Source organism: Sphingomonas sp. Leaf4 (assembly GCF_920939515.1).
GTDB lineage: Bacteria > Pseudomonadota > Alphaproteobacteria > Sphingomonadales > Sphingomonadaceae > Sphingomonas.
Genome location: NZ_CAKLBB010000006.1, coordinates 115196 through 132611, shown reverse-complemented (window position 1 = coordinate 132611; position 17416 = coordinate 115196). Strand labels below are relative to the sequence as shown.

Annotated in this window: 20 protein-coding genes and 1 tRNA gene; 13 read left to right on the top strand and 8 right to left on the bottom strand. The window is 67.1% G+C overall.

All coding sequences use genetic code 11. The features are described from left to right. The first annotated feature begins 725 nt into the window (after positions 1-725). The 8 genes from LRA89_RS10465 to eda all read left to right on the top strand — a co-directional run bounded on the left by LRA89_RS10465 (position 726) and on the right by eda (position 8859). A complete protein-coding gene (locus LRA89_RS10465) occupies positions 726-1052 on the top strand; it encodes a MarR family transcriptional regulator (RefSeq protein ID WP_055760554.1) in 327 nt (108 codons plus the stop codon). Beyond that, positions 982-1875: an NlpC/P60 family protein gene (locus LRA89_RS10460; protein WP_230770096.1), complete on the top strand. Its 894-nt coding sequence runs from the start codon at positions 982-984 to the stop codon at positions 1873-1875. Before LRA89_RS10465 ends, LRA89_RS10460 begins: the two co-directional genes overlap by 71 nt. After that, positions 1872-2798 carry an N-acetyl-gamma-glutamyl-phosphate reductase gene (gene argC / locus LRA89_RS10455; protein WP_055759950.1) on the top strand — a complete coding sequence of 309 codons (927 nt, stop codon included), beginning with the start codon at positions 1872-1874 and terminating at the stop codon, positions 2796-2798. Before LRA89_RS10460 ends, argC begins: the two co-directional genes overlap by 4 nt. A 395-nt stretch (positions 2799-3193) precedes the next feature. Continuing rightward, complete coding sequence (gene zwf, locus LRA89_RS10450; protein WP_055759947.1) at positions 3194-4654, top strand: glucose-6-phosphate dehydrogenase; 1461 nt, start codon at positions 3194-3196, stop codon at positions 4652-4654. Positions 4655-4705: 51 nt separating this feature from the next. After that, positions 4706-5410 (top strand): 6-phosphogluconolactonase, encoded by a 705-nt coding sequence (pgl, locus tag LRA89_RS10445; RefSeq protein ID WP_055759945.1) that lies wholly within the window; start codon positions 4706-4708, stop codon positions 5408-5410. Then, complete coding sequence (gene edd / locus LRA89_RS10440; protein WP_443024962.1) at positions 5407-7230, top strand: phosphogluconate dehydratase; 1824 nt, start codon at positions 5407-5409, stop codon at positions 7228-7230. The genes pgl and edd overlap by 4 nt, the downstream gene beginning before the upstream one ends. 40 nt (positions 7231-7270) lie before the next feature. Further along, the gene (locus LRA89_RS10435; RefSeq protein WP_055759939.1) at positions 7271-8239 is read left to right on the top strand and encodes a glucokinase; all 969 of its coding nucleotides are present in this window, start codon (positions 7271-7273) and stop codon (positions 8237-8239) included. Beyond that, complete coding sequence (eda, locus tag LRA89_RS10430) at positions 8236-8859, top strand: bifunctional 4-hydroxy-2-oxoglutarate aldolase/2-dehydro-3-deoxy-phosphogluconate aldolase (protein ID WP_230770094.1); 624 nt, start codon at positions 8236-8238, stop codon at positions 8857-8859. Before LRA89_RS10435 ends, eda begins: the two co-directional genes overlap by 4 nt. 339 nt (positions 8860-9198) lie before the next feature. Here the strand turns inward: eda and LRA89_RS10425 are convergent, their stop codons facing one another. The 8 genes from LRA89_RS10425 to fabD form a co-directional block, all read right to left on the bottom strand. After that, the gene (locus tag LRA89_RS10425; RefSeq protein WP_230770093.1) at positions 9199-9555 is read right to left on the bottom strand and encodes a hypothetical protein; all 357 of its coding nucleotides are present in this window, start codon (positions 9553-9555) and stop codon (positions 9199-9201) included. Further along, entirely contained in the window at positions 9555-10523 is a 969-nt protein-coding gene (gene mltG / locus LRA89_RS10420) for an endolytic transglycosylase MltG (RefSeq protein WP_230770092.1), read from the bottom strand. The genes LRA89_RS10425 and mltG overlap by 1 nt, the downstream gene beginning before the upstream one ends. Before the next feature lie 5 nt (positions 10524-10528). Then, positions 10529-11788: a beta-ketoacyl-ACP synthase II gene (gene fabF, locus LRA89_RS10415; RefSeq protein ID WP_056497790.1), complete on the bottom strand. Its 1260-nt coding sequence runs from the start codon at positions 11786-11788 to the stop codon at positions 10529-10531. 121 nt (positions 11789-11909) lie between these two features. Beyond that, the gene (locus tag LRA89_RS10410) at positions 11910-12146 is read right to left on the bottom strand and encodes an acyl carrier protein (protein ID WP_055760552.1); all 237 of its coding nucleotides are present in this window, start codon (positions 12144-12146) and stop codon (positions 11910-11912) included. A 162-nt stretch (positions 12147-12308) separates the two neighbouring features. Continuing rightward, positions 12309-12824, bottom strand: a complete 516-nt coding sequence (locus LRA89_RS10405; RefSeq protein WP_055759926.1) for a hypothetical protein — start codon at positions 12822-12824, stop codon at positions 12309-12311. Beyond that, on the bottom strand, positions 12821-13558 hold the full coding sequence (gene fabG, locus LRA89_RS10400) for a 3-oxoacyl-[acyl-carrier-protein] reductase (RefSeq protein WP_230770091.1): 738 nt from the start codon (positions 13556-13558) through the stop codon (positions 12821-12823). The genes LRA89_RS10405 and fabG overlap by 4 nt, the downstream gene beginning before the upstream one ends. A gap of 2 nt (positions 13559-13560) precedes the next feature. Next, positions 13561-13986, bottom strand: a complete 426-nt coding sequence (locus tag LRA89_RS10395) for a GxxExxY protein (RefSeq protein ID WP_230770090.1) — start codon at positions 13984-13986, stop codon at positions 13561-13563. 38 nt (positions 13987-14024) lie between these two features. Continuing rightward, a complete protein-coding gene (fabD, locus tag LRA89_RS10390; protein ID WP_230770089.1) occupies positions 14025-14960 on the bottom strand; it encodes an ACP S-malonyltransferase in 936 nt (311 codons plus the stop codon). Between the two features lie 169 nt (positions 14961-15129). Here fabD and LRA89_RS10385 point away from each other — a divergent pair, with 169 nt between their 5' ends. The 5 genes from LRA89_RS10385 (at position 15130) to LRA89_RS10365 (ending at position 17342) form a co-directional block, all read left to right on the top strand. Further along, positions 15130-15507, top strand: a complete 378-nt coding sequence (locus LRA89_RS10385) for an RcnB family protein (RefSeq protein WP_230770088.1) — start codon at positions 15130-15132, stop codon at positions 15505-15507. 150 nt (positions 15508-15657) lie between these two features. Continuing rightward, positions 15658-16080 (top strand): 30S ribosomal protein S6, encoded by a 423-nt coding sequence (rpsF, locus tag LRA89_RS10380; RefSeq protein ID WP_055759912.1) that lies wholly within the window; start codon positions 15658-15660, stop codon positions 16078-16080. A 12-nt stretch (positions 16081-16092) separates the two neighbouring features. After that, a complete protein-coding gene (rpsR, locus tag LRA89_RS10375; protein ID WP_010543816.1) occupies positions 16093-16317 on the top strand; it encodes a 30S ribosomal protein S18 in 225 nt (74 codons plus the stop codon). An 11-nt stretch (positions 16318-16328) separates the two neighbouring features. Further along, positions 16329-16919 carry a 50S ribosomal protein L9 gene (gene rplI, locus LRA89_RS10370; protein ID WP_055759909.1) on the top strand — a complete coding sequence of 197 codons (591 nt, stop codon included), beginning with the start codon at positions 16329-16331 and terminating at the stop codon, positions 16917-16919. A 348-nt stretch (positions 16920-17267) separates the two neighbouring features. After that, positions 17268-17342, top strand: a tRNA-Glu gene (locus LRA89_RS10365). Positions 17343-17416 lie beyond the last annotated feature (74 nt).

The window sequence follows — 17416 nt, the reverse complement described above, 5'->3', positions numbered from 1 at the left end:
TCGCTGGGCTGGTGACAGCAACAGTTCGGACACGTATCGAAGACCTCACGAAACGCAGGCACAACAGGCCACGGTTCGGGGAGGCCAACCGGCTCCGCCCTGGAAGGGGGGAAGGGGCGTAGAAGCGGTGGCTGACAAGGGGGCTGACGAGCGATCGTCACGCAGGCGGCCGGGCTGGCGACAGTCCGGCCGTTTGCCGTTCGGGGCACGCCGGTTTTGCGGATAGTGTAAACATCGGTGCGTGGTGGCCGGTTCCGGGGGCTGGTCCCTTCACGTAGTGCCGGCGACGGCCGGGATCTTCCGAGAACAGCGTGCGACGAGAGTCGCCTGCGGCTTCGGCTTTCGCCGGGGCGACGGTTCTGTGCGGATGGATCACACGCCGGCGGTGCGCCGGGGCGGCTTCCCCGGGGTGCGAAATTTACACGACTCGATGACTTTTCGGGGTAATTCCCGGGAAGTGTTTTGTTTGCCCTGGGTCGCTCGGGTCCAACCGAAGCCTCGGTTTCGGGCGCGGAAGTCTACGCCCCCTGCCTTTGCGAACCCGGCCGACCGGCAGCATCGGTTCGACCGTATCCGCAGCGCACCTGAACGTACATCCGTAACATAATCGTATCGAACGGGAAACTAAGCGCGCGACTGCGACGTTCCTGTTTCCGACCCCGCCGTACGGTCGTTTTGAACGTTAGGTTCCAGTGATGTTCCAAGCTGCGTTGCTCAAGAAATGGATGGACGGGCTCGTCGATTACGTCCGGTCGGGCGAACCCGATCTGACGAACCGCCAGATGGCGTTGATGATGATCGTCTACCTCCAGCCCGGACCGCATACCGTGCGCGGACTGGCGCGCGCCTTGAACGTGTCGAAGCCCGTCGTGACACGCGCCTTGAACAGACTGGGCACGCTCGGCTATCTGCGCCGTCAACGCGACGACGCCGACAAGCGCAACATCTTCGTCGCGCAGACGAGCGAAGGGGCCAATTTTCTTGCAGAGTTCGGGCAGTTCATGGACGGCGACGGAGTCGGCGACTTCAATCGGCGACACGCCACCGCGTAGCCGTTTCGCGCTGCGCGGGCGATCGGTTCGGCTCGACGGACGGACCGAGGCGGTCCGGCGCGACCTCGCCGACATTCGTCTCGCCGACCGCGTGTTCGCGCCGCATTATGCGGTAGCGGTACGGCGCAGCGTGGGACGCATGACCGACGTGACGACGAGCGCGGGCGGCCCTGTCCTCTCGCAACTGCTGCCGGGCGAGCCGTTCGACGTTCTCGAATTCACCTCGACCCACGCCTGGGGTCGCTCGCCGATCGATGGCAGCGTCGGGCTGGTCGCGCGCGACGCGCTGATCGGCGAATATGCCGTCAGTCATATCGTAGTGGTGCGCGAGAGCGTGGTGCATGCCGACCGCTCGACCGCTACCCCCCTGCCGATGCCATTGCCGATGGGTGCGCGCGTTGCCGCGACGGTAACGGGCGACTGGGCCGAGGTCGATGGCGGCTATGTGCCGGCCGAGCACCTGCGCGCGCTGTCCGACCTGTCGGGCGATGCCGTGGCGGCAGCGCTGGCGCTGCGCGGCGTGGCCGTGGTGGCGGGTGGCCGGTCGGGTGCCGGGGTCGATGCGGCGGGACTGATATTCCTCGCCCATGGCATCACCGGCGAGGCCCCTGCCCGCTTCGTCGATTTGCAGGCGGCCGAGTTCGGCGTGGCCTTGGCCGGCGGCGATCCGCTGCGACGCGGCGACCTGTTGTTCTTTGCCGATCATGTCGCGATGCTGGTCGACGGCGATACCGCGATCCATGCCGATGGCAGCGTGACGGTCGAGCCGATCGCCGCGCTCGACCGGTTCGGCCCCGTTCTTGCCCGGAGACGCCCCGCATGACCCGTTTGTTCATCGATGGTGCCGCCGGCACCACCGGCCTCGAGATCGCCGACCGGCTGGCCGGGCGCGCGGGCGTCGAGTTCATCACGCTCGACGATACGCAGCGGAAAGACCCGGCGGCGCGGCGCGACGCGCTGAACGCCGCCGATTTCGTGATCCTGTGCCTGCCCGACGATGCCGCGCGGCAGGCGGTGGCGCTGATCGACAACGACACCACGCGGGTGATCGACGCATCGACCGCGCATCGCACCGCCGATGGCTGGACCTATGGCATGGCCGAGCTGGAACCGTCGCAGCCCGGCGCCATCGCCACGGCGATGCGCGTGTCGAACCCGGGTTGTTATCCCACCGGCTTCCTCGCGCTGGTGCGGCCGCTGGTGCGCGCCGGGCTGATCCCGCACGACTGGCCGGTCAGCGTCAACGCGGTGTCGGGCTATTCGGGTGGCGGCAAGGCGATGATCGCCGAGTTCGAGGGCGGCGGTGCCGACACGGCGTACCGGGGCTATGGCCTTGGTCTCGCGCACAAGCATGTCGGCGAGATGCAGCGCCATGCGCGGCTCGCCCATCCGCCGCTGTTCACCCCCGCCGTGGTCGATACCTATCGCGGCATGGTGGTCGAGGTGCCGTTGCCGCTGTTCGCGTTCCAGCGGCGGCCGAGCCTGACCGCGATGGAACAGGCGTTGCAGGATGCGTACCGCGAATCGCCGGTCGTCCGCGTATTGCCGGGCGATGAGGCGGTGGTGGAGATCGAGGCGGATGCCGGCACCGACCGGCTGTCGCTCCGGGTGTTCGGCAATATGGAGACGGGACAGGCCCGGCTGATCGCGACGCTCGACAATCTGGGCAAGGGTGCGGCGGGCGCGGCGGTGCAGAATTTCAACCTGATGGCCGGGTTCGACCAGACTGCCGGGTTGGTGCTGTAGGAGGGCTGTGGTCCGTTGTTCCGGGCCGCCTTTGGTTTGCCGGGCGGTAGCCTCGCAAACTTCGTCATTCCGGCGCAGGCCGGAATCCATGGACACGGGACGTATCGCAAGGGTCGCGCCGGCTTGTATCCGTGGATTCCGGCTTTCGCCGGAATGACGGAGTTTTGGGGCGGGGTCCGTCCTTACGTTCGGAGCTGGGGCTGCCGCATTCACGATCGTCATCCCCGCAAAGGCCGGAATGACGATCGCGTGACGCAGTACAGACCTATGCCCGCTCGCCGCCCCCCACCCTGCCCGACAATCGTTTTCACAAGTCGCATACCTATGCCGCCTTCGCGTTTGCGAAATTGGCTGCTAGGAGCGCGCACGACCGACGATTGGACCAAGGAGCAGGCATGACGAGGCAACCGGTGGCGAAGCTGCTGTTGTTCGGCGCGACGGGGGATCTGTCGCAGCGGATGTTGCTCCCCTCGCTCTATGGGCTGCATGCCGACGGGCTGTTGCCGCAGGGGCTGACGATCACCGGCACCGCGCGCCACGAGCATGACGACGAGGGTTTCCGCGCCTTCGCCCGCCACGCGCTCGACGAATTCCTGAGCGACGACCGCAAGGACGAAAGCGCGATCGACGCCTTCCTCGCGCGGCTGCACTATCAACCGCTCGATGCGTCGAACGTCGACGGCTTCGGCGTCTTGGCCGAGAAGCTGGGCGACATCTCGGGCGGGCTAGCGATCTTCCTGTCGACCGCGCCGTGGCTGTTCGGGCCGACGATCACCGGGTTGCAGGGCGCTGGCCTCGCCGGGCCGAACGTGCGGATCAGCCTCGAGAAACCGCTCGGCAAGGATCTGGCGTCGAGCCGCGAGATCAACGATCTGGTCGCCGCCGGCTTTCCCGAGGAGCGGACCTACCGGATCGACCATTATCTGGGCAAGGAAACCGTCCAGAACATCCTCGCGCTGCGCTTCGGCAATGCGATGTTCGAGCCGGTGTGGAACGCGCGCGGCATCGACCATGTCCAGATCACCATTTCGGAGACGGTCGGGCTGGAGGGCCGCGCGGGCTATTACGACGAGGTCGGCGCGCTGCGCGACATGGTGCAGAACCATGTGCTGCAACTGGTCGCCCTGATCGCGATGGAACCGCCCGCCAAGTTCGACGGCACCGCGATCCGCGACGAAAAGGTCAAGGTGCTGCGCTCGCTCCGCCCGATCGGGCCGGCCGAGGTCGGCACCCACACCGTCACCGGCCAGTATGACGCCGGCGCGGTCAAGGGCGAGATCGTGCGCGGCTATGACGAGGAGCTGGGCAAGGATTCGGATACCGAGACGTTCGTCGCGGTGAAGGCGCATGTCGACAACTGGCGCTGGCAGGGGGTGCCCTTCTACCTGCGCACCGGCAAGCGGATGACCGACCGCCATTCCGAAATCTCGATCCAGTTCAAGCCGGTGCCGCATTCGATCTTCGCCGATCGCGGCGGGCGGTTGCAGCCGAACACGCTGGTGATCCGGTTACAGCCCGAGGAATATGTCCGGTTGCTGGTGATGGCCAAGGAACCCGGCCTCGACCGCGACGGGGTGCGGTTGCGCGAAGTCCCGCTCGACCTGTCGCTGACCACCGCGTTCGCCGGCACGCGGCGGCGGATCGCCTATGAGCGCTTGCTGCTCGACCTGATCGAAGGCGATCCGACGTTGTTCGTCCGCCGCGACGAGGTGGAGGCGCAGTGGCAGTGGATCGACGCGATCCGCGACGGGTGGAAGGCCAATGGCACCGCGCCCAAGCCCTATCCCTCGGGAAGCTGGGGGCCGAACGCCAGCGTCGCGCTGACCGAGCGCGACGGGGTAACGTGGAACGAGTAGCGTTGGTCGCTCGCTTGACCCGCTGAACATTATGCTACGGAACAGAGATACATGACCGAGATCGAATGGTGGGAATATGACGAACCCGCCGAGTTCGCCGCAGCCCTTGCCGGCGACATCCAGTTCATCATCGAATCGGCGATCGACGCACGCGGCGCGGCGGTGATCGCGCTGGCGGGCGGGCGCACCCCTGCCCCGATCTATGACAAGCTGGTCAAGGCCAAGATCGACTGGAAGCGCGTGACGATCGTGCCGACCGACGACCGGATCGTGCCGATGGGCGACGCGCTGTCGAACGTCACCGGCCTTGCCAAGATTTTTCTGCCCAAGGGCGCACGGGTGATCCCGCTGACCGCCGAGAAGGCAGCAGACTACAAGGCCGCCGGGCGCGCCGCCGACGCGCGGTTGCAGGACCTCCACTGGCCGCTGGACCTGTGCCTGCTCGGCATGGGCGGCGACGGGCATACCGCGTCGATCTTCCCCGGCCCCGATCTTACCGAAGCGCTGACCGGTCCGAAGGAGCGCCGCGCGCTGGGCGTGATGCCCGATCCGCTGCCGCCCGAGGCACCGGTGGCGCGCGTGACGCTGAGCCATGCGGCGATCGCGTCGGCGCGCGCGCTGATGATCGCGATCACCGGGGACGAGAAGAAATCGGTCCTCGAACGCGCGATCGATCAGGGGGCGTCGTCGCCCTATCCCATCGGCCGGGTGCTGGCCGAAGTCGAACTTCCCGTCGATATTCACTGGAGCGCATGATGGCCCTGAACGCCACGATCGCCGCCGTCACCGACCGCATCATCGAAGCGTCGCGCGACAGACGCGCCGCGTACCTCGCGCTGATCGACCGCGAGCGCGAATCGGGCGTCGACCGGCCGATGCTCGGCTGCGCGAACCTCGCGCACGCCTATGCCGGGACCGACGAGGACCGAGACGCGATGCGCCCGGCGAACCGGATGAACATCGGCATCGTCACCGCCTACAACGACATGCTGTCGGCGCACGCGCCCTATTACCGCTATCCCGAACAGATGAAGGTGTGGGCGCGCGAGGCGGGCGTGACGGCGCAGGTCGCGGGCGGCGTGCCGGCGATGTGCGACGGCGTGACGCAAGGCTATGCCGGCATGGAGCTGTCGTTGTTCAGCCGCGATACCATCGCGCTGTCGACCGCCATCGCGCTCAGCCATGGCACGTTCGAGGGCGCGGCGCTGCTCGGCATCTGCGACAAGATCGTGCCCGGCCTGCTGATGGGGGCGCTGCGCTTCGGCCACCTGCCGATGGTGCTGATCCCCGGCGGGCCGATGCGCACCGGCATCGCCAACAAGCAGAAGGCGGCGGTGCGCGAAGCCTATGCCGAGGGCAAGGTGGGGCGCGAGGAACTGCTCGACGCCGAGATCGCGGCGTATCATGGCAAGGGCACCTGTACCTTTTACGGCACCGCGAACAGCAACCAGATGATGATGGAAGCGCTGGGGCTGCATGTCCCCGACGCCTCGTTCGCCAATCCGGGGACCAAGCGGCGGCAGGAACTGACGCGCGCCGCCGTGCATCGCCTCGCCGAGATCGGCTGGGACGGCGACGATTATCGCCCGATCGGGCGGGTCGTCGATGAAAAGGCGATCGTCAACGCCGCCATCGTGTTGCTGGCGACCGGCGGGTCGACCAACCACCTGATTCACCTGCCCGCGATCGCGCGATCGGCGGGGATCGTGATCGACTGGGAGGATTTCAACCGGTTGAGCGAGGTCGTGCCGCTGCTCACGCGAGTCTATCCCAACGGATCGGCCGATGTGAACGGCTTCGAGGATGCCGGCGGGCCATCGTTCGTGATCCGCGAGCTGCTGCGCGGCGGACTGATGCACGGCGATACGCTGACCATCGCGAAGGACGGCATGGCCGCCTATGGCCGTCAGTCGGTGATCGAGGACGACCAGCTCGTCTGGCGCGACCATGCGCCGACGAGCGGCGACGACAGCATCGTCCGCACGATCGACAATCCGTTCAGCGAGGAAGGCGGCTTCCGCATCCTGTCGGGCAACATCGGCCGGGCCTGCATCAAGGTATCGGCGGTCGACCGCGACCGCTGGGTGATCGAGGCACCGGCGCGCGTGTTCAGCGATCAGGCAGCGGTGCAGGCGGCGTTCAAGGCCGGGGAGCTCGACCGCGACGTGGTGGTGGTGGTGCGCCATCAGGGGCCCAAGGCCAACGGTATGCCCGAGTTGCACAAGCTGACCCCGGCGCTGGGCGTGCTCCAGAACCGCGGGTATCGGGTGGCGCTCGTCACCGATGGCCGCATGTCGGGCGCATCGGGCAAGGTGCCCGCCGCGATCCACCTGTCGCCCGAGGCGCTGGGCGGCGGGCCGATCGGCAAGCTGCGCGATGGCGATGTCATCCGGCTGGATGCCAATGCCAACACGCTCGAAGCGCTGGTCCCCGCCGACGAATGGGCCGCGCGCGAGCATGTGCCCGTGCCGCCGGCCGCCGATGGCACCGGTCGCGAGATTTTCGCGATGATGCGCCAGGGTGCGAGCGAAGCGGAAGCTGGCGGATCGGCGATGCTGGCGGCGGCGGGGCTGTAAAACAGCCCGCCGTCCCCAAAGAACGACAAGAGGAGAGGCTATGGAAGTCGTAGCGGTGGACATCGGCGGAACGCACGCGCGCTTCGCCATCGCCGAGGTCGCGGGCGGGCGCGTGGTGCATCTGGGCGAACCGGTCACGCAGAAGGTGGCCGAGCATGGCAGCCTGCAACTGGCGTGGCGTGCATTCGAACGTGATCTCGGTCGGCCGCTGCCGCGTGCCGCCAGCCTTGCCGTCGCCTCGCCGGTCAACGACACGCTCATCAAGCTGACCAACAATCCGTGGATCATCCGCCCGCCGCTGATGAACGAGCGGCTGGGCGTCGACGTGTGGTCGATCATCAACGATTTCGGCGCGGTCGGCCATGCCGTGGCCCAGGTGTCGGACGACGATTTTATCCATCTGTGCGGCCCCGAGGGGCCATTACCGACGCGCGGCGTGGTGACGATCTGCGGCCCGGGTACGGGACTTGGCGTCGCGCAGTTGCTGCGCACCGACGAGCGCTATCATGTGCTGGAAACCGAGGGCGGGCATCAGGATTTCGCGCCACTCGACGGGATTGAGGATGCGTTGCTCAAGCGGTTGCGCCGCGCGCATGGCCGGGGATCGGCCGAACGCGCCTGCGCCGGGCCGTCGATCGTGGCATGGTATGAGACGCTGGCCGAGATCGAGGGCGTGTCGGTGCCGCATAGCGACGACAAGACGATCTGGACCGCCGCGCTGGAGGGGACCGACAGCATCGCCGTCGCCGCGCTCGACCGCTTCTGCCTGACGCTGGGCGCGGTCGCGGGCGATCTGGCGCTGGCACAGGGGGCCAAGGCGGTGGTGATCGCTGGCGGGCTCGGCCTGCGCCTCAAGGACCATCTGCTCGAATCGGGCTTCGGCACGCGCTTCACCGCCAAGGGGCGGTTCCAGACGTTGATGGCCGGCATTCCGGTCAAGCTTATCACCCATCCCCAGCCCGGCCTGTTCGGGGCCGCCGCAGCCTTCGCGCAGGAGCACGCACGATGACCGTTTCGATTGCCCCCCTCTCCATTCAAACCATCATGCAGACCAGCCCGGTCATCCCGGTGCTGGTCGTCCACGACGCCGCACAGGCGCGGCCGATGGCCGAGGCGCTGGTGAAGGGCGGCCTGCGCGTGCTGGAAGTCACGCTGCGCACCTCCGCCGCGCTGGAAGCGATCGCCGAGATGAAGAAGGTCGAGGGCGCGATCGTCGGTGCCGGGACCGTGGTGAGCGCGCAGCAGTTCGCGCAGGCGATGGATGCGGGCAGCGAGTTCATCGTGTCGCCCGGCCTGACCGAGACGATCGCCCGGCCGATCCTTGACAGCGGCGTGCCGTTCCTGCCGGGCATCGCCAATGCGGGCGACATCATGCGCGGGCTGGATCTGGGACTCACCCACTTCAAATTCTTTCCGGCCGAGGCGTCGGGCGGGTTGAAGGCGCTCAAGGCGCTGGCCGCGCCCTTCTATCAGGCGAAATTCTGCCCGACCGGCGGGATTACCGAAGCGAGCGCGTCCGAATGGCTGGCGTTCGATCCGGTGCTGTGCGTCGGCGGAAGCTGGATCGTCGGCGCGACCCACGCCGAAACCGAAACGCGCGCGCATGCAGCGAGCGGGTTGCGGGGGTGAGGGTTGGTGTGGCGGTGTAGCGGCCGACCCGTATCTACCGCTACCGTCACCCCGGACTGGTTCCGGGGTCCACCGTGCCGCGAGCGCACGGATTACAGTGTGTGCGGAACCGTGGACCCCGGAACCAGTCCGGGGTGACAGTAGTGGTGTAGGGTGCCCCACGTACTCCCCTCCCTGACAAGAGTTTCGGGTCGGTCATGCCCTCGGCATGACCTGAACAGTGCGGGGCACTGTTCACCCGAAACTGGGTTGGGGGTGGGTCGGCCGGTGGCAGGTGAGCCGTTCCCTCGCGGGCCTACCCACCCCCAGCCCCTCCCTTGTCAGGGAGGGGAGCAGGGTTCAGCCGAAACTGCGCTCGAGCCTCTTCGCCTCGGCCGGTATCGCCCAGCCGAGCGCGTCGGAGCCGCGCAGATAGACGACGAGCCGGTCGCCCTTTGCCGGATCGCGCTCGCCGCCGCAGATCGAGCGTTGGAAGGAGATGCGGTGGGTGGTTGCGGCGCGCTTGCCGTCCCGTATCACGCTAACCGTCGCGACCGCAGGATAGCGGGCGAAGTCGAGCGACACGACCTCGACCAGCAGGACGCTTTGGGTTCCGGCCGGTCGTGCGGTTAGCGGACGATAGGGGGTGGGGGCGGCACATGCCGCTGCCGGCTGCGCGACCACGCCCAGCGCGGCAACCAGCACCATCCTCCGCATCACATCTCTCCCCGCGCCCTCCGAATGGCATACCATTTCTGGACGTTGGCATTGTGTTCGGCAAGCGTGTTCGCGAACACATGGCCGCCGCTGCCGTCGGCCACGAAATACAGCGCCTCGCTGTCCTCGGGATCGAGCACCGCGTCGATCGAGGCACGGCCGGGGTTGGCGATCGGCCCGACCGGCAGCCCACGCGAGGCATAGGTGTTGTAGCCATTCTTCGCCAGCAGTTCGGAGCGCAGGATGCGTCGGCCGAGCGGCTTGCCCTTCGTGATCGGGTAGATGACGGTCGGGTCGGCCTGAAGCGGCATGCCGATGCGGAGGCGATTGGAATAGACCGCCGCGACCATCCGCCGTTCGGACGGCTTGCCCGTCTCCTTCTCGACGATCGAGGCGAGGATGATCGCCTCGCGCGGGGTCTTGGCGACCGTGGTCGGCTTGCGGCTGGCCCATGCGGCGGTGAGGTAGCGGTCCATCGCCGCCTGCATCCGCGCGACATAGGCGGCGCGGGTGTCGCCCCGCTGATAATCATAGCTGTCGGGCAGGATGCTGCCTTCGGGCGGAAGCGGGGTCGGCCCTTCGAGTTGCGGAGCCTTGGCGACCGCTTCCTGCACCAGCACCGAGGGCCAGCCTTCGGGGACGGTGACGAAGCGGCGTAGCGTGCGGCCGCCTTGCAGCAGTTTCAGGATGTCCGACTGACTGAGGCCGGCGGGCACCTGATACTCGCCGGCGCGGATCGGATCGCCGCTGCCGAGGAAACGGGCATAGAGGCGGAAACGGTCGGCGGAGCGGATCGCCCCGGCCTTTTCCAGCTCGCCCGCCGCCGCCGTCAGGCTGGCACCTTCGGGGATGACGACGGTCAGCGTCCGCGTCGCCGGACCGGCCCCGCCCCAGCCCTGCATCACGACAAACAGCGCGGCGATCCCGAGCAGTCCGACGATCAGGCCGAGGCAACCGATCCGGCGCATGGGGCTCAGAGCGCCTTCATCACCAGCGAAGCGTTGGTGCCGCCGAAGCCGAACGAGTTGTTCAGCACCGCCTTCACCTTGCGCTCCTGCGCGGTGTGGGGGACGAGGTTGACGCCCGCGCAATTTTCCGACGGATTGTCGAGATTGAGCGTCGGCGGCACGATGCCGTCGCGCATCGCAAGGATGCAGAAGATGCTCTCGACCGCGCCCGCGCCGCCCAGCAGATGGCCAATCGCCGACTTGGTCGACGACATGGCGATGTCGCCGATCGCATCGCCGAACAGCCGCCGCACCGCGCCCAGCTCCAGCTCGTCGCCCAGCGGAGTCGAGGTGCCGTGCGCGTTGATATAGTTGATGTCGGTCAGCGACAGCCCCGACTTGCGCATCGCCATTTCCATCGACCGGAACGCGCCAGACCCCTGCGGATGCGGTGCCGTTACGTGATAGGCGTCGCCCGACAGGCCATAGCCGATGACTTCGGCATAGATCTTGGCACCACGCGCCTTGGCGCGCTCATATTCCTCGAGCACGACGACGCCGGCACCCTCGCCCATCACGAAGCCGTCGCGGTCGCGGTCATAGGGGCGCGATGCTTTTTCAGGCTGATCGTTGAATGCGGTCGAGAGCGCACGCGCTTGCGCGAAGCCGGCGATGCCCAGCGGGCAGATCGCGCCTTCCGAGCCGCCCGCGAGCATCACGTCGGCATCGTCCATCGCGATCATCCGCGCGGCGTCGCCGATCGAATGCGCGCCGGTCGAACAGGCGGTGACGACGGCGTGGTTCGGCCCCATCAGGCCGTATTTGATCGATACCTGACCCGAGATCAGGTTGATGAGACGGCCGTGGACGAAGTGCGGGCTGACGCGCGACGGGCCCTTGTTCTCGCACACCAGCGATTCGCTGGCGATACCGGGCAGGCCGCCGATGCCGGCGCCGATCGAGCAGCCGGCGCGGTAGCGCTCTTCCTCGGTCATGTCGGTCAGGCCGGCGTCTTCCAGCGCCTGTCCGGCGGCGTCGATGCCGAAGACGATGAACGGATCGACCTGCCGCTGGATCTTGTGATCGACGCGCAGCCCCGCGTCGAAGCCATATTCATGGCCGGCGGGCTTCACTTCGCACGCGATGCGGCACTTCTGGTTCGACGCATCGAAATGCGTGATCGGCCCCGCGCCCGATTTGCCGGCGATCAGGTTCTTCCAGGCAACCTCGACCTCGGCACCCAGCGGGGTCACGAGGCCGAGGCCGGTCACGACTACGCGGCGCATGGGCATTCCTCTTTCGTTCAGCGTCGATACGAACGACCCCCCGCCCATGGCTTTACGCCGGGACGGGGGGCCGTGAAACTCTCTGGCAGGTCGGCGGGGCGGCGGTGCCGCCCCGGCCGGATCAGCCCTTGTGCTCGTCGATATAGGTGATCGCGTCCTTGACGGTCGTGATCTTCTCGGCGGCATCGTCGGGAATCTCGACCCCGAATTCTTCCTCGAACGCCATGACCAGCTCGACGATGTCGAGGCTGTCCGCGCCCAGATCGTCGATGAAGCTCGCGTCCTCGGTGACCTTCTCGGCTTCGACGCCCAGATGCTCGACGACGATTTTCTTCACGCGCTCGGCGGTCTCGCTCATATTCATTCCCTCTTCACCTGCGGGGTGTATTCCTGAACGCCCCTAGAACGCACGAATGCCGCGCGCAAGACCCGGCGCGGCTTCATCGGGGTCCGTTCGGAAATGCGCCGAAGCGCATTTCGCGGCACCGGCGCGCCCCTCCGCCAGTTTTCAACCGGACCCTCAGGCCGCGCGCGATGCGAACAGCCGGGCCAGCGTCGCGGCGTTGAACGCATAGCCGCCCATCAGCCGCTGCACGCGCACCTGCGCCTTTTTCGCGCCGGCCAGTTCGAGCATGCCGTTCATGAACGCATCCACCTCCGCCGTCTGCTTGCGCGCGAGGAAGGCGTTGAGGACGGCGGGCGGGGTCTGGCTGAGGCGGCGGTTGATCGCCACCGGATCGACGCCGTTGGCGCCGAGCCCGGAGGCCAGCGCCTCGACCGCGATGCTGGTGACGACCAGTTCGCCCGCGCGGGTATCGGCCTTGCCGGTGCCCGGCTGGCAGGTGGCGGCATGGGCGCGCGCCTTCTTCACCAGCGCCTCGATCGGCGGGGCGGGCTTCTTGCCCTCCAGCACGCCGACGATCATGCCCTGCTGGAGCTTGGCCAGTTCGAGCTTCGGCATCTTGGCGACCGCGCATTTGACGACATTGCCGTCGCCCGCCGCCGCCATCGCCGCGACCATCAGAAATACGCTCATACCATCGCCATCCCGCCGTTTACATGGATCGTCTGCCCGGTAACGTACCCGGCCTCGCGGCTGGCAAGATAGGCGACCGCCGCCGCCACGTCATCGCCCGTGCCGAGCGCCCCGGCGGGAATCTTGCCCAGCAGGGCGGTTTTCTGCGCCTCGGGCAGCACGTCGGTCATCGCCGAGGCCATGAAGCCGGGGGCGACGCAGTTGACGGTGATGCCGCGACTGGCGAGTTCCTGCCCCAGCGCCTTGGACATGCCGACGAGGCCAGCCTTTGACGCGGCGTAATTGGCTTGCCCCGGATTGCCGGTCTGCCCGACGACCGAGGTGATTGAGACGATGCGGCCGAAGCGCGCCTTCATCATCGGCCGGGCGGCGGCGCGGCAGAGGCGGAACGCGGCTTCGAGATTGACGCGGATCACCTGATCCCATTCGTCGTCCTTCATCCGCATCGCGAGGTTGTCGCGGGTGACGCCGGCATTGTTGACGAGGATGTCGAGCTTGCCGAGCGCGGCCACTGCGGCCGGCACCAGCGCGTCGACCTGCGCCCCGTCGGACAGGTCGCAGACGAGCGTGACGTGATCGCCGGGAAGGGTAGCGGCGAAGGCTTCGAGCTTGGCCTGGTTCGAGCCGGACAGCGCGAGGCGCGCGCCCTGCGCGGCAAGGCCCTTGGCGATGGCGGAACCGAGGCCGCCGCTGGCGCCGGTGACGAGGGCGGTCATTCCCGTTAGGTCGAACATCGTTATTCTCCGGAAGATTGATTCACGCGGAGGCGCGGAGACGCGGAGGGGCGGTAGTCGTTGACGATCCGGCGCAGCCCCTCCTTGAGCGTTTCGCCGCCGAAATTGATGAGTAGCCCTACGGGCTGTTTGGTCAGGCGCAAATAGGTCAGCAATTGCTTCCCATGGACCGGAAGGAGCTTTTCGACCGATTTTATCTCGATCAGCAGCCGTCCGGCCACCAACAGATCAATCTTGAATGCTTTTTCAAAGCGGAGGCCGTCGAAGATGACGTCGATCGGCTGTTGCCGGACGACGGCGTAGCCCATTGCTTCGAGCCGTCCTGCAAGCAGCATTTCATAGACGCTTTCGAGAAGCCCCGGCCCCAGTTCCCGGTGCAGTCGCAGGGCAACGTCGACCACATCACCGGAAACCGCTTCCAGGTCCATACTTCCTCCGCGTCTCCGCGCCTCCGCGTGAACCGACCTTACAACCGCCCGACCAAAGCCTCGATGTCGGCCATCGTTGTGACGCTGGTGACAGTGGCGTCGGGGGCGATGCGTTTTACCATCGTGCCCAGCACCTTGCCGCCCAGTTCGACGAAGTCGGTGACGCCCACGTCCTGCATCGCCAGCACCGATTCGCGCCAGCGGACCATGCCCGTCACCTGTTCGACCAGCAGGCGGCGGATCGTATCGGCATCTGCCACCGGGGCGGCGGTGACGTTGGCGTAGAGCGGGACCAGCGGCGCGGAGAGCGTCACCTTCGCCAGCGCCTCGGTCATTGCATCGGCGGCGGGCTGCATCAGCGGGCAGTGGAACGGGGCCGACACCGGCAGGATCACCGCGCGCTTGATGCCCATTTCCTTGGCCAGCGGCACCGCGCGATCGATCGCGGCCTTCGCGCCCGAGATCACCACCTGCGACGGATCATTGTCGTTGGCGACGGTGCATACGTCGCCCTGCGCCGCCGCTTCGGCCAGCGCTTGCGCCTTGGCGAGATCGGCGCCGAGCAGCGCGGCCATCGCCCCTTCGCCCACCGGCACCGCCGCCTGCATCGCCTGTCCGCGCAGCTTCAGCAGCCGCGCGGTGGTCGACAGGTCGAGCGCGCCGGCGGCGCACAGCGCGGTATATTCGCCGAGCGAATGGCCCGCGACGAAGTCCGCCTTCTCCGCCAAGCGGATGCCGCCCTCGCGCTCCAGCACGCGCAGCGTCGCGATGGCATTAGCCATGATCGCGGGCTGGGCATTTTTGGTCAGCAGCAGGTCGGCATCGGGGCCGTCGGCCATCAGGCGGAAGAGATGCTGGCCGAGCGCGTCGTCGACCTCCTGAAACACTTCGCGCGCATGGGGGCTGGCGGCGGCCAGCGCCGCACCCATGCCGACCGACTGGCTGCCTTGCCCTGGGAAGATGAATGCCCGCATCGCCGTCTCTCCTGCAAATTCCAAGCCCGCGCGCCTAGTCCCGCCACCAAGCTGAACGCAAGGGGCGCCGCCGCGACAGCATGCGACCATTTGGGCCAGCAGGTGACAAACCGCTGCGATATGCGGTCGCCATTCTTGGGGCATCGAAACGCAATCAGGAGCCTGTGCGATGAAGAAACTGATCCTTGCTGCGATGACCGCGTCGCTGTTCGCCACCCCGATGGCCGCGTCGGCGCAGGGCCGCACCGTCATCAAGGAACGCCCCGGCCGCACGGTCGTGGTCGAGAAGAACCGCCACGGCCAGAACGTCCGCAAGACGGTGGTCCGCCAGCAGCCGGCACGCTATGCCAAGTGGCAGCGCGGCCAGCGGTTCGACCGCAACCGCGCCGCCAACTACCGGGTGATCGATTACCGCGCATATCGCCAGCGCGGCGTCTATGCCCCGCCGCGCGGCTATCAGTGGGTGCGTTCGGGCAACGACGCGGTGCTGGTCGCGCTGGCCAGCGGGGTGATCGGCGCGGTGATCGGCGGCGCGATCCTGAACTGACCTTGCTTTCCCGCCCGATTCGGGTATGGGCCATGAACATCCGGGGTGGCAGGTCGTACCTGCCGCCCCGGATTGCATTTGACGACGACAGCCGGAGGGGCGACCGCGATTGGCGCGGCGTCAGCGATCGGCCAACAGACGGATCAGAATATGGCTCTCTACGAGCACGTGTTCCTTGCGCGCCAGGATCTGGCACAGGCGCAGGTGGACGCGCTGGCGGAAACCGCCACGAAAATCGTTCAGGACATGAACGGCAAGGTCGTGAAGACCGAGACCTGGGGCCTGCGCAGCCTCGCCTATCGCATCGCGAAGAACCGCAAGGCGCATTACGTCATGCTCGAAATCGACGCGCCGGGCGACGTCGTGGCCGAGCTGGAGCGCCAGACGCAGATCAACGAGGACGTGATCCGCTTCATGACCGTCAAGGTTGACGGCCACGAGGAAGGTCCGACCGTGATGATGCGCAAGAGCGAGCGTTCGGAGCGTGGCGAACGTCGCGGTGGCCGCGACCGTGATGACCGCGGCCCGCGCCGCGACCGCGAGCAGTCGGCCCCCGCCGACGCCGAAGCGTAAGGAAGAACACCCATGGCACGTCCGTTTTTCCGCCGCCGCAAGAGCTGCCCCTTCTCCGCGAAGGACGCTCCCCGGATCGACTATAAGGATGTCCGGCTGCTGCAGGGCTTCGTGTCCGAGCGTGGCAAGATCGTCCCCTCGCGCATCACGTCGGTGAGCGCGAAGAAGCAGCGCGAACTGGCCCAGGCCATCAAGCGCGCCCGTCACCTGGGCCTGCTGCCCTACATCGTTAAGTAAGGAGCGCCCCCATGGACGTCATTCTGCTGGAGCGCGTCGAGAAGCTCGGCGCCATCGGCGACGTGGTGAAGGTGAAGGACGGGTTCGCCCGGAATTTCCTGCTGCCGCGCAAGAAGGCGCTGCGCGCCAACGAAGCCAATAAGAAGGTGTTCGAGGCGAACCGTGACCGGATCGTCGCCGACAACGCCGCCCGTCGTACCGACGCGGAAGCCGAAGCCAAGACGCTGGAAGGCGTGTCGGTCACGCTGATCCGTCAGTCGTCGAACACCGGCCAGCTCTACGGTTCGGTCGCAGTTCGCGATCTGGTCGACGCGCTCGTCGCCGACGGCCACAAGGTCGACAAGTCGCAGGTCGTGCTCGACCGTCCGATCAAGGCCATCGGCCTGTACGACGTGAAGGTCGCGCTGCACCCCGAAGTGACGACGATCGTCAAGGTCAACGTCGCGCGCTCGCCCGAAGAGGCCGAGATGCAGGCGCAGGGCGTCGATGTCATGGCATCGATGTTCGAGCGTGACGACGCCGGCTTCACCGAGGATTATGACCCCAACGCCGAGCCGGGCGACATCGCCCGCGACGACGCGGACGAGGGCCAGCAGGGCTGATCCAGCCCTGTCCTTCGGGATTCATGGAAAAGGCCGTCGGGAGCGATCCCGGCGGCCTTTTTCGTTATGGTGTGTGGCAAGCGGTGGGGCTTTACGGGCAGGCCACGCAGGCACCGATGACGGCGGCCAGCGGAATCAGCGAAAGGATGACGGGAACGGCCTTGCTCATGCGATGATCCGATCATGGAGAGTTTGGCGTTTCAAAGCCGGAACGCGCGAAAGGTTTCGCGGAGATGAATATCATTCCGCAACTTTTCCCGGGCGACCGATGACAAAAGGCGTTTGCTCCCGCCGACAAGCCGCTTGACGGCAACGGCGATCGGGCATAGAGGCCGCGCTCCGCTACACGGCCCCTTCGTCTAGCGGTTAGGACGACGCCCTCTCACGGCGTAAGCACGAGTTCGATTCTCGTAGGGGTCACCAGCGGTTCCGGGCACCATGATGCCCCGACACCTCTCCATTATCGGGTTCAGCGACGGCGCCGGGGCTATCGTACG

Bases quoted from the DNA above. Each gene is read 5' to 3' on its own strand.
- fabD (WP_230770089.1), bottom strand. From the start codon at position 14,960: ATGCGGGCATTCATCTTCCCAGGGCAAGGCAGCCAGTCGGTCGGCATG.
- LRA89_RS10465 (WP_055760554.1), top strand. From the start codon at position 726: ATGGACGGGCTCGTCGATTACGTCCGGTCGGGCGAACCCGATCTGACG.
- eda (WP_230770094.1), top strand. From the start codon at position 8,236: ATGACCGTTTCGATTGCCCCCCTCTCCATTCAAACCATCATGCAGACC.
- LRA89_RS10405 (WP_055759926.1), bottom strand. From the start codon at position 12,824: ATGAGCGTATTTCTGATGGTCGCGGCGATGGCGGCGGCGGGCGACGGC.
- rplI (WP_055759909.1), top strand. From the start codon at position 16,329: ATGGACGTCATTCTGCTGGAGCGCGTCGAGAAGCTCGGCGCCATCGGC.
- mltG (WP_230770092.1), bottom strand. From the start codon at position 10,523: ATGCGCCGGATCGGTTGCCTCGGCCTGATCGTCGGACTGCTCGGGATC.
- LRA89_RS10395 (WP_230770090.1), bottom strand. From the start codon at position 13,986: ATGGACCTGGAAGCGGTTTCCGGTGATGTGGTCGACGTTGCCCTGCGA.
- zwf (WP_055759947.1), top strand. From the start codon at position 3,194: ATGACGAGGCAACCGGTGGCGAAGCTGCTGTTGTTCGGCGCGACGGGG.
- rpsF (WP_055759912.1), top strand. From the start codon at position 15,658: ATGGCTCTCTACGAGCACGTGTTCCTTGCGCGCCAGGATCTGGCACAG.
- pgl (WP_055759945.1), top strand. From the start codon at position 4,706: ATGACCGAGATCGAATGGTGGGAATATGACGAACCCGCCGAGTTCGCC.
- fabG (WP_230770091.1), bottom strand. From the start codon at position 13,558: ATGTTCGACCTAACGGGAATGACCGCCCTCGTCACCGGCGCCAGCGGC.
- LRA89_RS10410 (WP_055760552.1), bottom strand. From the start codon at position 12,146: ATGAGCGAGACCGCCGAGCGCGTGAAGAAAATCGTCGTCGAGCATCTG.
- fabF (WP_056497790.1), bottom strand. From the start codon at position 11,788: ATGCGCCGCGTAGTCGTGACCGGCCTCGGCCTCGTGACCCCGCTGGGT.
- LRA89_RS10425 (WP_230770093.1), bottom strand. From the start codon at position 9,555: ATGCGGAGGATGGTGCTGGTTGCCGCGCTGGGCGTGGTCGCGCAGCCG.
- LRA89_RS10435 (WP_055759939.1), top strand. From the start codon at position 7,271: ATGGAAGTCGTAGCGGTGGACATCGGCGGAACGCACGCGCGCTTCGCC.
- argC (WP_055759950.1), top strand. From the start codon at position 1,872: ATGACCCGTTTGTTCATCGATGGTGCCGCCGGCACCACCGGCCTCGAG.
- rpsR (WP_010543816.1), top strand. From the start codon at position 16,093: ATGGCACGTCCGTTTTTCCGCCGCCGCAAGAGCTGCCCCTTCTCCGCG.
- edd (WP_443024962.1), top strand. From the start codon at position 5,407: ATGATGGCCCTGAACGCCACGATCGCCGCCGTCACCGACCGCATCATC.
- LRA89_RS10385 (WP_230770088.1), top strand. From the start codon at position 15,130: ATGAAGAAACTGATCCTTGCTGCGATGACCGCGTCGCTGTTCGCCACC.